This window comes from Fischerella sp., assembly GCF_013388695.1.
Lineage (GTDB): Bacteria > Cyanobacteriota > Cyanobacteriia > Cyanobacteriales > Nostocaceae > PCC9605.
Genome location: NZ_JACAEU010000092.1, coordinates 14,639 through 27,332 on the forward strand (window position 1 = coordinate 14,639; position 12,694 = coordinate 27,332).

The following is a 12,694-nucleotide window of genomic DNA, read 5'->3' on the forward strand; positions in this document are numbered from 1 at the left end:
AAGATGAGAATTCATCGCAAGATCCAGGAGCTAAAGTTCTGGTTGGACTTCTATATTCCTGAAATACTGCATTTCCAGTTGCAGAGAATTGCTAGCTGCTGGAGGCTATTTCAAGGGGGCACAAAGAGGGCTAAGGGAGAAGGTAGGGCTAATTCATTGTTGTTCGTAAATACCTTCTTTGGCGTCATCCGATTTTGGATGCGTGGATTGACTCCACAGATAAATCTGGGGGCTTGTACCATCGCGGCAACGGTGGGATGAATTTGATAGCTTTCGTGATTGTGTCGATGCTGCTTTCAAACAATGTCCTAACGTGTATGTATAGCGCAATACCACGAAAAACTAATCTCTAATGGCTGAAATTCATACCCCATGTTTGGTATTTTCTGTCAATGCGTAAGTCCTAGAATTGTCAAATCATCGCTTGAATAGAAACTAAGTAGAATCTAGTCTCAATTTCAATGAACTTGTGCAATTCTGCAATCAGTAAGCGATCGCCAACTATATCAAGCCAGACGCCCATGCGATTTCATCACACACCAAACGGATGAAAATAAGTACTCAGACAGAATTAATTACACACATTGTTTTCCTGTTAAGCATTCCCCGTTACTTGTTCCCTGTCTCCACGAATGAATTTAATTTTGCCCAACTACTTAAATCTTTCCTTTCCCCCTTAACCTTTCCCTTTTCCCCTTTCCCCTATTTTCAAGATAGAGAAGAAATGACTACCAAGATCGCTGTATGATTTTTTAATATTTTCCGATTTGTTCTGGGAATAGCAATGACTATCCGCCATGCCGTTGAAGCTGACTTGCCAAAAATTGTGGCAATTTATAATGCTGCAATTCCCAGCCGCATGGCAACTGCTGATTTAGAACCTGTGTCTGTGGAAAGTCGGTTGGCTTGGTTTGCTGCGCGATCGCCCTCGAAAAGCCCACTTTGGGTAATTGAAATAGAGAGTATGGTGGTTGGATGGCTGAGTTTACAACCCTTTTATGGACGACCAGCCTATCATGCTACTGCTGAAGTTAGTGTTTACATTGCTCCAAAATATCATCAGCATGGTTTGGGAAAGCGGCTGCTTGCCCAGGCAATTAGCCAAAGTCCGAATTTAGGTTTCAAAAATCTAGTATGCTTCATTTTTGCCCATAATCAGCCCAGTTTAAAGCTGTTTGAAAAATTTGGCTTTGAAAATTGGGGCTACTTACCCAAGGTTGCAGAACTTGACGGTGTAGAACGCGATTTAATCATTATGGGACGACGTATTCAGCAATAATGTCGGGCTAGACGAATAGCGATCGCACCTATTCGTGACTTACTGCAAGCAGAGTAATTCTCGCTGGACTTGAAAAAGTTCAGCAATTGGAAATAAAGTTACCATGCCTTTTTTTATTATTTCTTAAGATTTTGCTGCCAACGCAGAGGAAAAAAGTAAAGCTGACATGAGTATCAGGCGGCAAGGCGGGATTCAGCCATATCGCGGATCAGTGCTGTTTTCGACCCAATGTAGCTATACAATGCACAGACTTCTTCACCGCTAAGCAAAATCTTGGTGGCTATTTGCTGTAGTATCAGCTTGATTAACGCTGTATCTGTGAGAGTCAGCAGTTCAGAGCTTGCGGTTTCTTCAATCACAGCCCAGGTTAAACGCAGCATTGAGGAGTTAATCAGCATTGCCCTATTCCTCAGAGTATTTAATATTTTCTTTATATTCTATTGAACAGGATCACATTGCATCTGTCTATTTGCAGAATAATTTAATATTTTCTTTAGATTTTGTTGACTGCTCTTAACTCATCGAAATATTATTCAAGAAACTGTAATACTAATGAGAACCCTTACTTGATCGGTGGGGAACTGGATATTGGGTAGTGGGCATTGGGCATTGGGAATTAGGAATGGGTGAAAATGATGAATGCGATTGGGCTGAAAATTTCATAATTCATAATTCATAATTTTTATGCCCCAGTTATCCAAAAAGTTCAGCCATGAGTGGGTCTGAATCCAGCAATTTCCAAATTCCAAATTCAGTTAATGTCAATTGTGAACCTGTTCATTTTTCAGGTTCGATTCAGCCGCATGGCATCCTGCTAGCGCTGTCGTACCCTGAGCTAACAATCCTGCAAGTAAGTGCCAACACTCAGGATTACTTCAGCATTCAGCCCCAGAATTTGCTCGGTCAATCCCTTGATACTCTACTAGATGCCCAATTCGTTGCAGCTTTTCGGCAGAACTTGGAGGACGTTGACAACGTTATTCCCCTGAAACTGTCTATCTGCACCTCAGTAGGTGAGAGATGCTTCAACGGTATAGTTCATCGAACCGGAAATACGATCATTTTGGAACTGGAACAAAGCCAACAGACGGACGTGAGTTTCTTTAGTGTTCCTGCTTTGGTGAAACGAGCGATCGCCCAACTGCAACAGGTATCCAATCAGCGTGAATTTTTCCAGTTAGCAACACAAGCAGTTCGCAAACTCACAGGCTTTGACCGGGTTATGGTCTATCAATTTGACTCGCAAGGGGCAGGAGAAGTGATTGCAGAGGCGAAACGGGACGACTTACAAACCTATCTGGGGTTGCACTATCCCGCCACAGATATTCCACAGCCAGTTAGGGAATTATATGCACGTGGATTGCTGCGATTTATTCCCGATTTGACCACGCCAGCGATCGGTCTGGTTCCAGCAGAAAACCCAGTTACGCAACAACCGCTCGACCTCAGCCTGACGGCAATCAGAGGAGTTGATCCTTGTTGTGTGGAATACCACCAAAACATGGGTGTAGCAGCCATCTTGGTCATCGCCTTGATCCGCGATCGCCAACTTTGGGGATTAATAGCTTGCCATCATCAGACACCTAAGTATATCCCTTACGAAATTCGGGAAGGTTGCGAGTTGCTGGGGCAGTTCGTGTCATCAGAATTAGCTAGTAAAGTCAATTACGCAGAATTGGACTACATTGTCAAACTCAGGTCTTTGCAATCAGAGTTTGTGGAATCAATTTCTCAAGTCGACGATCTGAAAGAAGCCCTGGTGAATCCAGCCCCTCGCTTACTGGACTTGGTGAGTGCACAAGGATCTGCCGTTTGTTTGGAGGAGGAAATCACATTAGTTGGCGCAACGCCAACCCTTGAGCAGGTGCGTACCTTGATCGAGTGGGCAGATACGCAAGTCAATGACTCTCTTTTTCATACCGATTCGCTGCCCAAACTTTACCCAGAGGCTGAAAAATTTAAAGATGTTGCTAGTGGCTTGCTGCTACTGCGAATTTCCAAAGTTAGACGATATTACATCCTCTGGTTTCGTCCGGAGATCCTGCAAACATTGAACTGGGCAGGCGATCCGAATGCCTCTATTACGGTTGGGGCAGATGGTAGTGTCACCCTGTCTCCCCGCAAATCGTTTGAACGATGGCAAGAAATTGTTCGTTGCACCTCGCTCCCTTGGAAAGCGTGTGAATTGGAGAATGCACTAGATCTCAGGAGCGCTATTGTTGGTATTGTCCTTAACAAAGCAGATGAATTAGCCCAGATCAACCAAGAACTAGATTCCTTTGCTTATGCCGCTTCGCACGACCTCAAGGAACCCTTACGCGGCATTCATAATTTCTCGGCGCTTTTATTGAAGGGGTATGGGGAAATACTAGACGACGTAGGTAAATCCCGCCTGCAAACTTTAGTTCGTCTAACCCGTCGCATGGAATCGCTCATCGATGCCCTGCTTAAGTTCTCGCGGCTGGGACAAGCGCAACTACATCTACAACCTACGGATCTCAACGAATTAGTAAATCGAGTGCTTGAGGATCTGCGTATCAGTCTTCAAGGCGTTCAACCTGACATTCGTATTCCGCGTCCGCTGCCCATCGTTTGCTGCGACCCTATCCTCATGGGTGAGGTGTTTATGAACTTACTCAGCAATGCCTGCAAGTATAACGATAAGGCAGAGCAATGGATTGAGATTGGCTACCTGGGCAGGGAAGAAGATACGGGGAATGAGGAGGACACGGAGACACGGGGAGGTGGAGACACGGGGAATGTAAATAAAAGTTTCTCCGCGTCACCGCGTCTGATGCTCTCCACGTCTTCTTCCCCCTCTCCAATTACTCTCTACGTAAGGGATAACGGTATCGGCATTCGCGAACGGCATCTCGAAACAATCTTCCGGTTGTTTAAGCGGCTGCACGAGCAACATTTGTATGGTGGAGGCACAGGAGCAGGACTGACGATCGCCAAAAAGATTATCGAGCGTCACGGCGGACGAATTTGGGTGGAGTCTGTCTACGGTGAAGGCTCGACTTTTTACCTTACTTTAGTGAGATGTTAAGTTTTTATAATTTTTGCAAACTATTGTAATATTAGTTGAAATAATAATTTAGTCTCCGATCGCCCAGATGAGGACAAAACAGTATCATCCCCTGCTCATCGCTGAGGATAGTGATGAAGACTTTGAGCTATTCCAACTGATCATGCAGCAAATGGAGGTTCAAAATCCCATTTATCGCTGTACAAATGGAGATAAGGTTTTAGACTTTCTTTATCAAGAAGGGGACTACTGCAATTCGGATGTTGCACCACGTCCCTCTGTGATCTTGCTCGATTTAAATTTGCCGGGTACTGATGGTCGCGATGTGCTAGAGCAAGTCAAGAAAGACCAAAAATTTAAGGAAATCCCGATAGTCGTCTTTACTACATCTTCAAACCCCAAAGACATTGAATTTTGTTATCAAAAAGGGGCAAATGGTTATCTCATCAAACCTTTTGACTCTGGTGAATTAGAGAAGACAGTTCAAGCATTTGTAGACTACTGGCTAGAAGCCAACACACCACCAATATCATATTCTGCCGAAATCTGAACGTCTAAATCCTGAAACTCTCTATAGATAAGAAATTTCGCGTTTTTTCTGGAAAAGATTTGCTATTATCAACAGTATAAAAACAGAAGCCTGCACTTATATCACCCTGTCATTTGTCGCGATTTTTTACCTGAAAGAGATTTCTCAGTTTTCCGCTCATGTCAAATGTCTGGACACTACTGATTGCGGATGATTGTGCGGAGGATCGAGAAGTTTACCGTGAATATCTTTTAAGCGATCCTCACCAGTCCTACCAAATTTTAGAAGCAGCCTCAGCAGAACTGGGTCTAGCACTCTGCCAGAAAAAACACTGCGATGCAATTCTGCTCGACTTTCGCCTACCTGATATGAGTGGGCTAGAGTTCTTAGATGAACTTAAGCAACAAAAATTGCCAGTACCGCTTCCCGTGATTATGTTAACTGGACAGGGCGATGAACGTATTGCTGTACAGGCGATCAAACGAGGCGCTCAGGATTACCTAGTGAAGCAACATCTACAACCAGATGTGCTGCAATTAACCGTCCGCAATGCAATCCAGCAGTCACACTTACAAAAGCAGTTCAGTAAAATTCAGGAACGACAGCAATTGGCTGCGGCGGTTGCCCTACGCATCCGTCAGTCACAAAACCTGGAGAAGATCGTACAGACAGCGGTGACGGAAATGCAGCAACTGCTGGAGTGCGATCGCGTGGTAGTTTACCAGATCGGTGCAAATCCTGATGACAACAGAAGTAGCGAATCCGCCAAACTTTATTTGACGAAACTGTGTGAGGCTGGCTCAAGTAGTTGTGCTGATGCCATCGAGCTATTTACGTCTTTTTTAAGAGACAATTACCAGCCCAGTTTTGGAGAAGTTGAAGGAGCAACCACGCTGGCGAAAGCTAAAGCCTCAATCATCGTGGCGCGAAACCGGAAAAAGACTCAACAGGCATATTTGCTTGTTCCCATTCTGCTGAATAACCAAGAAAAATCTGCGAGAATTTGGGGCTTGTTAGTTGCTCATCAGAGTTCAAATCAACGGCAGTGGCGGACAGAAGAAGTAGAGATTTTTAACCAATTGGCTGAGCAGCTGGCGGTAGCTATCCAACAGTCTGAACAACTTAGCCAAGCTCTGATGGTATCAGAAACCGAAAAGCAACTCAATGCCTTCAAATCTCAACTTGTCTCCACAGTTTCTCATGAATATCGAACTCCCTTGGCATCTATTTTGATGGCTGCAACAACTTTGAAGCAACACGGCTACAAGCTGGATGAGACTAAACACCAACAGTTTTTGCAGATCATTGAAGACAAAGCCAGACAAATGGCTCAATTGATAGACGATTTGCTGGTAATTGAAAAATTTGAATTAGGCAAAGCAAAATTTAGACCACTTCCATTTGAACTGCTGCAATTTTTCTCTGACATCATTGAACAACAACGCCAGACTCTGAGCGATCGCCATGAATTAACTTTTAAGATTACGGGAAATACCAAGGGCTTCTGGGGCGATGGGCAACTTTTGCGGCAAATTCTGGTCAATTTACTGTCGAATGCCATCAAATACTCTCCAAATGGGGGCAATATCGAAGTTCACCTGATGGGGAACGATTCGCACATTATTTTTAATGTCATAGATCAGGGAATTGGTATACCCATTGAGGACAAAGACCGCCTGTTTCAATTATTCAGTCGTGGCAGTAACATTGGCAGTATTGCCGGAATGGGCTTGGGATTAGCTATTGTGAAAGCTTGCGTTCAGATGCATGGTGGCAATATTACGGTAGAAAGCCAAGAGGAGCAAGGAACCAAGGTAACAGTCTGCTTACCGAAGCGGTTGAGCTAGATTTAGAATTCAGGGATGATACCGCGTACCTAAGTGGAAAGACTTAGCCCTGTCAAGGTGTGAGTCTTGGAAATGGATTTTTCTTGGTGTCTTAGTGTCTTAGTGGTGAAGAATGATTGAAACACTAAGACACTAAGTTGGTGCGATCGCACTTAAAATATTTAGTGTTCTGTAAATAAATATTTCAAACATTAAAACGAATATCAAGATTAGCTAAACTTATATCATTCTTTAGATTTACTTAATAATTTGCTTGCCATACCTAGAAAGTCTTTTTGCTCTAGAAAAGAAACCGACGTGGATCTCGAAGAATAGTTTTCTAAATCGCTGTCATATGTCTAATTCTCCAAATACTTTTATGACCATTATTCCAGGTACACTTGTCAAACTCCCCAATGGTCGTAATGGCGTCGTTATTCCTTCCTCTTGGTGGAAACCCGGTAGTGTATTAGTAAAATTGCCGCGTGGTAGGAAGCGGTGGTTTAAGGTAGATGAGTGTACTCCTATCCTATGTGACTATTAACTGCTGCTTCCTGAAATTTCCTGAACCTCCCACAGATGAACAAGTTTTGTACTGAATGCTCAATTATAAAGAAAAAATTAAATTTGTAGTTTAAGCAGAAAAATAGAAGATATCCTCTTAGTCTTACTGCGGAGTCTGAACTGGTTTGATATTTTTGGCTCTGTAGAAAGTTTCTAAGCTGTCGCGATCGCCGACAAAACGCCAATGCCAAGGTTCATAACTGACACCTTGCGGATTATTTCTAGGGAAGGACATCTCAAAGCTGAAACGGGCAGCATTTGCTTGCAGCCATTGAAAAGCTTTGGTATTTTCAAAATTCTCAGTTAAGTTTGTTGCTGGGGCTGTGCCGTCTCCGATATCTACAGCGTAACCCGTGTGATGTTCGCTATGACCGGGAGGAGCGCTAAGAGACGCTCTTTGCGCTGGCGTTTGATTCCGCTGGGCACCAATATTAAAAAATAACTGTTCCTGTTCTTTGATTGAACGAAAGCCAGAAACTGGCACTAAAATTACACCTGCACTCCGCGCCGCTGCTGACATTTCCTGAAATTTTTGGGCAGCTGCTTTACGCATTCTTTGTCGCCCATCTGCGGAAATTGCTGCTAGTTCTGACTCAGGCGCTTCCGGGTAAGATATATGTCCCAAAACGTGATCTGTAGAGTTGTTTTGAGCTTTGCCAGACGTTAAATTATTTGGGGAAGACTGAGAATCTGCGTTTTTTTTCGGTGCAGTCAGCGAGAACAAAATACCGCCGATCGCAGCCAGCAGTACAAGTCCTACCACTCCTGCGATCGCAAAAACGAATAAGCGTGTTCGCTTATTAGGCGCTACATCAGGAGTATCGCGTAAAGCTGCCGGAATATCTTCACCAGAGGCAGGCGATGAGTTTCGTGGTTTTCTAGAAAACTCAGCGTTGTTCAAGGGTTCACTCCTGCTTTTGTTGAGTATTCATAACAGATTGTAAACTGGAGAGGAATAAAGACAATTAGTATCATTTTACATATTTAGTTCAGGGTGTAGTTTTGACAAACCTCTTAAAACTATACGTCAAGCTGGTAAGTCTAGTCTTGTTAGGATTCATTCTGGGACGCAAACTACCTGCCGCTGTTCCCATTCGTTTAGCCCAGTTCCTTTTTTGGGTAGGAGTACCAATCAGCATTGTAGCTTTTTTACGCAAAACGGACTTGTCGGGGCAGATTTGGATTGCGCCAGCGATCGCTCACTTAGCCATTTTCCTAGGAGCACTTTTAGCTTGGATAGGGATGAAATGGCAAGTCCTCTTCACAAAAACCGTTCCTCGACAACCAACTCAGGGTAGTTTTCTCCTGGCAGCAATGGTAGGTAACACTGGTTACTTGGGTTATCCCATTACACTAGCAGTAGTTGGCACTCAGTACTTTGCTTGGGCGCTATTCTACGATTTGCTAGGTACAACTTTGGGTGCTTATGGCTTGGGTGTGGCACTAGCGGCACGTTTTAGCAGCGGTGTTCACAATCGTGGAGAGATTGTGAAGGCTATTTTAATTAATCCAGCCTTGTGGAGTTTTGGCTTAGGTTTGCTCTTGCGTCAGGTTGTAATTGCTACCACGGTTGAATTTTACTTGGACATATTTGCTTGGAGTGCCGTAGCATTGTCGCTGCTATTAATAGGAATGCGATTGAGCAAGCTCAATTCTTGGCACAGCTTACCACAAGCAGGGATGAGCTTGGGAATCAAAATGCTATTAGTGCCTCTGATTTTGGGTAGTACTTTACCACTTTTCGGTATAACAGGTGCAGCAGCACAGGTTATAGTGCTACAAATGGCTATGCCTCCAGCTTTCGCTACGTTGGTACTTGCTGAGACATTCAATCTAGATCGCGATCTTGCAGTCACTGCCTTAGTAGTAGGGGCGATTGTATTACTGGTAACTCTGCCTGTTTGGTTGTGGCTATTCTCCGTAGGGTAGCGACACTATCCATTAACAGCACCTAAAGCTGTAGGTTTTCAAGTTAGACCTCCACGGGCTTTTCGCCGACAACGATGGAATAAAAATCTTTTCCCCAATCCCCAATCCCCGATCGCTGTTAAGCGTTTCCTATTTTCAACTTAGATAATTCCCTTGCTTTTGTCGTGAGTTTGTCACTTTGTTTAGTCTATATCTAAATCTACAGACTGAATGAAAGGAGGAGTTTATGAACAGGTTAAAAGCTTTCTTGAAAAAACTGCGACTCAGGCTAGTTTTAACGGTTTTGTTTTCAGGAATTTTGTTGTTTGTTACACAGGCTTGTGTTGGGACACAAACGGCTGTTAATCCTGAACAAGAAGTTCCAATAGGTGCTGTGACGAATGGTAACAAAGAGGGAATAAATCAAGCTAGTGACACAGACGCCTCGGAACTGGTCGAAACCGCACCCGATACCAAAGCTGAGATTCTCAAAGAAAATGCAGAACAAAACATTATTGAGGAAACAAGCGATGTAGCAGAAAACACCAGCGGTATATTAGACAAAAAAGCTGAAAATATTGAAGAAGACAGCAATAATTTTCAATCCAGTGCTAAAGAAGCTATAGAACAAGCTAAGGATACTGTTGAAGAAGTAGCAGCCCAAACCTAACAGGATACTGTTGGTCACTGACGAGGTGTTACCCCTGGCTGGATTCCACATCTTTGGGTGATTCCGGCAAATGTAGAGACGTAGCATTGCTACGTCTCTACAAGATTTTTTTGGGTAAACGAGGGGTATGAACCAATACGGTTCAGTTAAGGTTTTGATCCCCCCTAACCCCCCTTAAAAAGGGATAATGGGGGAGCTCCAAAGATTGAATTCTACTAACTGAACCGTATTGGGGTATGAACCCCTATTCACTAATGGCATCCTTTAAGAAGTCGGGGATTTGGGCATCTATCCTACCCACTCACAACTTCCAAAAGTTCCGCTGGGTTCATAAACTCGTAAGGTTCAAATGGTTGATGAATCCAAGGATTGTCAGCTAGATAGTCAACATAATAATCTGGCGCTATTACTGAGCAAGCTTTATACCAAATTACACCAGTACGAATTTCCTCAATTGGAGAATCAGAGTATGTCTTCAGCCAAGGTATAGTTTCCTTGAGTGTCACTCCAGAATCTACCAAATCATCCACTAAAAGAATGCGGGAACCTAACTTTTCTGTAGTCATCGTCAAGTGGCGAGAAAAGGTTAAACATCCTCTTTCTTGCTTGCCGGGGCTACTATAAGATGATGTTGCCAAAATTGCCAGTGGCTGTTTATAAATACGAGAGAGAATATCTCCTACCCTCAGTCCCCCTCTGGCAAGGCAGACAATCTGGTTGAACTGCCAGCCAGATTGATAAATTTGAGCAGCCAGTTGTTCAATTTTGCGGTGATAATCTGACCAAGAAACGTAAAGGTCTGGCATAGGGAAAGGATTTATAGCTAATACTGGATGACAAACCAAATTCATTATTCTAATACGAGGGCAAGTTAATATGAGTGATTCTGCCCCTGATAGCCATTCCCGACCAAGTTCTAACAGTGAAAAATTAGACTTGACTACCAAAATTGCTTTTGGTGCTGGGGATTTGGGCACGGCGATTACTGCCATGATTGGTATATCTTATTTATCGCCTTTCCTGACAGATGTAGCTGGTTTGAATCCGCAATTAGCAGGACAAACTCAACTAATTGGCAAAGTCTGGGATGCGGTAAACGATCCGATGGTGGGAGTATTGAGCGATCGCACTCAAAGCAGGCAGGGAAGGCGCTATCCTTGGATGATTTGGGGAGCAGTTCCCTTTGGAATTTTCTTCTTTTTGCAGTGGATTGTACCTCACTTTAGTAACAACGAAAATGCGAATCAGTGGGGCTTGTTTTGGTATTACACTGCGATATCAATTTTGTTTAACGCCTTTTATACTATTGTCAATTTACCATACACAGCTCTCACAGCAGAACTAACCCAAGACTACGACGAACGCACGAACCTTAACAGTTTTCGCTTTGCTTTTTCGATTGGCGGTAGCATTCTCGCTTTAGTAATCGCGTTAGTCATCTCCTTCATCATTCCTGATAACCGCAGCCTACAGTTTTTATTATTGGGAGCTATCTGTGCGATTATTTCTGTTTTGCCTGTGTATTGGTGTGTTTGGGGAACGAAAAAACGCGCTCAAGCTGTAGCAAGATTACATCCAGAAACGGAACAACAAGTCTCTATACCTTTTTTGCAGCAACTCAAAATCGCTTTTAGCAATCGCCCTTTTTTATTTGTAGTCGGAATTTATCTGTGTTCCTGGTTAGCAGTCCAACTCACGGCTGGTATTATTCCTTATTTTGTGACTAGTTGGATGCGCCTTCCTCAATGGCACATTAGCTCAGTTCTGCTGGCAGTGCAAGGAACCGCTATGGCAATGCTGTTTGTGTGGAGTGCCATCAGTCAGCGTGTTGGCAAACAAGCCGTTTACTATATGGGAATGACTTTATGGATTATTGCTCAGGCTGGACTATTTTTTTTAAAGCCAGATCAGGTTGTGTTTATGTACTGTTTAGCAGTACTGGCTGGTTTTGGAGTATCCACCGCTTATCTAGTGCCTTGGTCAATGCTACCTGATGTAATTGAACTGGATGAATTAAAAACCGGACAGCGACGGGAAGGCATTTTTTATAGTTTCATGGTTTTTTTGCAAAAAATCTGTTTGGGGTTGGCAGTCAGTTTCGTTTTGCAAAGACTGGGTGCAGCGGGATATATTAAACCCACACCAGAAACTCCCATGCCGATCCAACCAGATTCAGTATTAGAAGTAATTCGCGTTTCTATTGGCCCTCTACCAGCGATCGCTCTAATTTGTGGCTTGGTTTTAGTGTATTTTTACCCAATTACCCGCGCAATGCACGCCGAAATTTTGCTCAAACTCCAAGAACGTCGAAGGAAGATTTAACCAAGTAAATATAAATTTCAACAAAACTCGCGAGATTCCCCCATCCTCGCGCACTTCTGTGGGGGAGGGATAGTTGAGACTGGGAATAGTCGCATCAACTCTTTGACAACTCGCAACTCAAATTCATGGTTAGCACGGATAGATGGAACCAGTTTTTTGTGCCTGCGATTGTCAAAGCGTTTTTGACGATGCGCCCTAAGATGGAATGGAATTTTGCGGTTGATACGTCTTGAGCGTCTCGCACATCTTAAAATTCGTCTCCCCGTCATCTTTTTAGTGACATTAGGAAACGGCAATACCAAGTGTGCTGCGAACAAAGTGAACTGACTAGATTGAACAGCAATTCCTGAAAACTTTTTACCAGGGTCAATGCCGATCGCAACGGGCTGAGTTGCGTTACCGGATGGTTCAACTATGACTTTTAATTTAACTGACGCTCTCCAAGTTGTCCTGATTGCTTCTATCGCCAGCATCATGTTATCTTCCGGACTTTGTTTGACGCTGCCCAAAGCTAAAAGAGCGTGAGATAGTTGGGTGCATTACACCATCGGTAATGCACCCGACATTC

Annotated in this window: 12 protein-coding genes; 8 read left to right on the forward strand and 4 right to left on the reverse strand. The window is 43.6% G+C overall.

The genetic code is table 11. From position 1 onward, the window contains the following. Positions 1 to 784 precede the first annotated feature (784 nt). Entirely contained in the window at positions 785 to 1,279 is a 495-nt protein-coding gene (locus HXY43_RS12225; protein WP_290883490.1) for a GNAT family N-acetyltransferase, read from the forward strand. Between the two features lie 173 nt (positions 1,280 to 1,452). On the opposite strand, the gene HXY43_RS12230 is transcribed toward HXY43_RS12225, so the two are convergent. Further along, positions 1,453 to 1,677: a hypothetical protein gene (locus tag HXY43_RS12230; protein WP_231510200.1), complete on the reverse strand. Its 225-nt coding sequence runs from the start codon at positions 1,675 to 1,677 to the stop codon at positions 1,453 to 1,455. 314 nt (positions 1,678 to 1,991) lie between these two features. Between HXY43_RS12230 and HXY43_RS12235 the strand changes: the two genes are divergently transcribed. The 4 genes from HXY43_RS12235 (at position 1,992) to HXY43_RS12250 (ending at position 7,206) form a co-directional block, all read left to right on the forward strand. Further along, positions 1,992 to 4,328 carry an ATP-binding protein gene (locus HXY43_RS12235; protein WP_290883491.1) on the forward strand — a complete coding sequence of 779 codons (2,337 nt, stop codon included), beginning with the start codon at positions 1,992 to 1,994 and terminating at the stop codon, positions 4,326 to 4,328. A 67-nt stretch (positions 4,329 to 4,395) separates the two neighbouring features. Beyond that, positions 4,396 to 4,857, forward strand: a complete 462-nt coding sequence (locus tag HXY43_RS12240; RefSeq protein ID WP_026731043.1) for a response regulator — start codon at positions 4,396 to 4,398, stop codon at positions 4,855 to 4,857. Between the two features lie 158 nt (positions 4,858 to 5,015). After that, positions 5,016 to 6,683 (forward strand): hybrid sensor histidine kinase/response regulator, encoded by a 1,668-nt coding sequence (locus tag HXY43_RS12245; RefSeq protein WP_290883492.1) that lies wholly within the window; start codon positions 5,016 to 5,018, stop codon positions 6,681 to 6,683. A gap of 358 nt (positions 6,684 to 7,041) precedes the next feature. Continuing rightward, the gene (locus tag HXY43_RS12250) at positions 7,042 to 7,206 is read left to right on the forward strand and encodes a hypothetical protein (protein WP_197035981.1); all 165 of its coding nucleotides are present in this window, start codon (positions 7,042 to 7,044) and stop codon (positions 7,204 to 7,206) included. Between the two features lie 123 nt (positions 7,207 to 7,329). Here the strand turns inward: HXY43_RS12250 and HXY43_RS12255 are convergent, their stop codons facing one another. Beyond that, the gene (locus HXY43_RS12255; RefSeq protein WP_290883493.1) at positions 7,330 to 8,127 is read right to left on the reverse strand and encodes a D-alanyl-D-alanine carboxypeptidase family protein; all 798 of its coding nucleotides are present in this window, start codon (positions 8,125 to 8,127) and stop codon (positions 7,330 to 7,332) included. Positions 8,128 to 8,228: 101 nt separating this feature from the next. Here HXY43_RS12255 and HXY43_RS12260 point away from each other — a divergent pair, with 101 nt between their 5' ends. Both HXY43_RS12260 and HXY43_RS12265 read left to right on the forward strand, forming a co-directional pair. Next, positions 8,229 to 9,155, forward strand: a complete 927-nt coding sequence (locus HXY43_RS12260) for an AEC family transporter (RefSeq protein WP_290883494.1) — start codon at positions 8,229 to 8,231, stop codon at positions 9,153 to 9,155. 226 nt (positions 9,156 to 9,381) lie between these two features. Further along, complete coding sequence (locus tag HXY43_RS12265) at positions 9,382 to 9,804, forward strand: DUF6658 family protein (RefSeq protein ID WP_290883495.1); 423 nt, start codon at positions 9,382 to 9,384, stop codon at positions 9,802 to 9,804. A 293-nt stretch (positions 9,805 to 10,097) separates the two neighbouring features. On the opposite strand, the gene HXY43_RS12270 is transcribed toward HXY43_RS12265, so the two are convergent. Further along, positions 10,098 to 10,610 (reverse strand): phosphoribosyltransferase, encoded by a 513-nt coding sequence (locus tag HXY43_RS12270; protein WP_290883496.1) that lies wholly within the window; start codon positions 10,608 to 10,610, stop codon positions 10,098 to 10,100. A 70-nt stretch (positions 10,611 to 10,680) separates the two neighbouring features. Here HXY43_RS12270 and HXY43_RS12275 point away from each other — a divergent pair, with 70 nt between their 5' ends. After that, positions 10,681 to 12,126 carry an MFS transporter gene (locus HXY43_RS12275; RefSeq protein WP_290883497.1) on the forward strand — a complete coding sequence of 482 codons (1,446 nt, stop codon included), beginning with the start codon at positions 10,681 to 10,683 and terminating at the stop codon, positions 12,124 to 12,126. A 17-nt stretch (positions 12,127 to 12,143) separates the two neighbouring features. Here the strand turns inward: HXY43_RS12275 and HXY43_RS12280 are convergent, their stop codons facing one another. After that, on the reverse strand, positions 12,144 to 12,602 hold the full coding sequence (locus HXY43_RS12280; RefSeq protein ID WP_290883498.1) for an RRXRR domain-containing protein: 459 nt from the start codon (positions 12,600 to 12,602) through the stop codon (positions 12,144 to 12,146). Between the last annotated feature and the right edge of the window lie 92 nt (positions 12,603 to 12,694).

What these genes read in the sequence shown, in the direction of transcription:
- HXY43_RS12270 (WP_290883496.1), bottom strand. Translation starts at nt 10,610, where the DNA reads ATGCCAGACCTTTACGTTTCTTGGTCAGATTATCACCGCAAAATTGAA.
- HXY43_RS12245 (WP_290883492.1), top strand. Translation starts at nt 5,016, where the DNA reads ATGTCAAATGTCTGGACACTACTGATTGCGGATGATTGTGCGGAGGAT.
- HXY43_RS12240 (WP_026731043.1), top strand. Translation starts at nt 4,396, where the DNA reads ATGAGGACAAAACAGTATCATCCCCTGCTCATCGCTGAGGATAGTGAT.
- HXY43_RS12265 (WP_290883495.1), top strand. Translation starts at nt 9,382, where the DNA reads ATGAACAGGTTAAAAGCTTTCTTGAAAAAACTGCGACTCAGGCTAGTT.
- HXY43_RS12235 (WP_290883491.1), top strand. Translation starts at nt 1,992, where the DNA reads ATGAGTGGGTCTGAATCCAGCAATTTCCAAATTCCAAATTCAGTTAAT.
- HXY43_RS12225 (WP_290883490.1), top strand. Translation starts at nt 785, where the DNA reads ATGACTATCCGCCATGCCGTTGAAGCTGACTTGCCAAAAATTGTGGCA.
- HXY43_RS12250 (WP_197035981.1), top strand. Translation starts at nt 7,042, where the DNA reads ATGACCATTATTCCAGGTACACTTGTCAAACTCCCCAATGGTCGTAAT.
- HXY43_RS12230 (WP_231510200.1), bottom strand. Translation starts at nt 1,677, where the DNA reads ATGCTGATTAACTCCTCAATGCTGCGTTTAACCTGGGCTGTGATTGAA.
- HXY43_RS12280 (WP_290883498.1), bottom strand. Translation starts at nt 12,602, where the DNA reads ATGATGCTGGCGATAGAAGCAATCAGGACAACTTGGAGAGCGTCAGTT.
- HXY43_RS12275 (WP_290883497.1), top strand. Translation starts at nt 10,681, where the DNA reads ATGAGTGATTCTGCCCCTGATAGCCATTCCCGACCAAGTTCTAACAGT.